Origin of the sequence: Bacillus sp. JJ722 (assembly GCF_036963345.1) — a bacterium.
In the GTDB taxonomy this organism is placed as follows: Bacteria; Bacillota; Bacilli; order Bacillales; family DSM-1321; genus Bacillus_AD.
The window spans coordinates 1-1,566 of record NZ_JBALMO010000282.1 but is presented as its reverse complement, the minus strand read 5'-3'; the positions used below and the strand labels follow the sequence as shown (position 1 = coordinate 1,566).

The following is a 1,566-nucleotide window of genomic DNA, read 5'->3' as shown; positions in this document are numbered from 1 at the left end:
GTATAACATTACTTTCATATTTGTCACAACCTTTTTTGAAAAAAATTAAAATAAATGAAAACAAATACTCCAAATAATCATTGAAACCCTTGGTATTATTGAATTTCTACCAAACTAAAAAAATGTTACAGTTTAAAAAATCCACACTTGTTATAGCACAGATTGTGTATTAATACAGATATTTTTCAACAAAAAAAACTTCTCTCCTGCTTGGTGAGAAGTTCCTGAGCTTCATTCATTTACTTGAATTTTTCTTATTACTAGCCATGTTAAATACAAAGTAATAATTGCAGCACTGTAAGTTGCGATTGTTAAATCTTTTTTGATTAACATCGACATAAATGGAGGTCCTGCAGCCACACCAATAAATCTTGCAGAACTATAAAAAGATGTTATGAGTCCCCTCTGTGATTTCTCAATATTTTCTGTGATCAGCGCATCTAAAGTCGGTAAGATGCTCCCGATTGCGATACCGTTTAAACTAATAATAGTTAACAATAAGAAAAGGGAATCATATTCTTTAAAAAAGGTAAGTGTGACCGCCTGAAGAAGCAACCCTGCTATAATAATTTTTTTCATTATTTGCTTGTTTCCTTTGATCAGCTTTCCACTTACAAGAGATGAGATACATAAGAAAAGCAACGGGATTGCTAATACAAGTCCTTTTTTAACACCTTTCAAGTGAAATTGTGTTTCTAAATGACTTGATAAAAACACCTGCAGAGAAAACAAAATAAACATAACGAAACCACCCACTATGAATAAGGTGTATAACCATCTACCTTCTTTATGAAATATTTTCTTAGCATTGGCTAAGAACTTATTCATTGGAATAGATGTTATTTTTTTCTTTGGTGTTTTTACAAAGATACAAATAAGAATTAATGATATTAAACTAAAAAGAGAAATTAAATAAAATGGCAGATACCAAACAATTGAAGCAAAAACCGCTCCTAATACCGGACTGAGAACTTTGCCGAATGTATTAGATGTTTCGATTATTCCTAAAGCAGAGCTTGCATCGTCATCATTCCTATATAGATCACCAATCAATGGCAAAACAATCGGAGCTGCTCCCGAGGCACCTATCCCTTGTAGAATCCGCCCAAAAATAATCATCCAATATGGATCCTCCATTTTCGAAGCAGCAATCCCAGAAATTAATCCTCCAATCAATACAATTGCTAAACTTGGCAAAATGATTTTCTTTCTGCCAAATTTATCAGAAAGAAATCCTGCAATCGGTATTAGCAATATAGAAGCAATAGAATAGCAAGTAATGAGTAGACTTGATTTAAACGCGGATATTCGTAATTGTTGTTCAATTAACGGTAGCGCTGGAATTAACATACTATTTCCTAAAGTCATAACCAGTGGAATAGATGCCATACTTACTAAGCACCACTTACTAACTGTTTGATTTGATTGTTTCATTCCTCCTCAATTCCCTTTCTGCATTCAATTCATTTGTTAATATGTCCTTGTTGAAACTTTTTATATATGTTTTTTCAGTTTGGATAAAAATGCAAAAAGGGGCTGTCCGAAAAGTGATTTTCAATCACTTTT

1 protein-coding gene is annotated in these 1,566 nt (G+C 32.4%); it reads right to left on the bottom strand.

The genetic code is table 11. The features are described from left to right. Positions 1-231 precede the first annotated feature (231 nt). A complete protein-coding gene (locus V7014_RS23855; protein ID WP_335511033.1) occupies positions 232-1,434 on the bottom strand; it encodes an MFS transporter in 1,203 nt (400 codons plus the stop codon). Positions 1,435-1,566 lie beyond the last annotated feature (132 nt).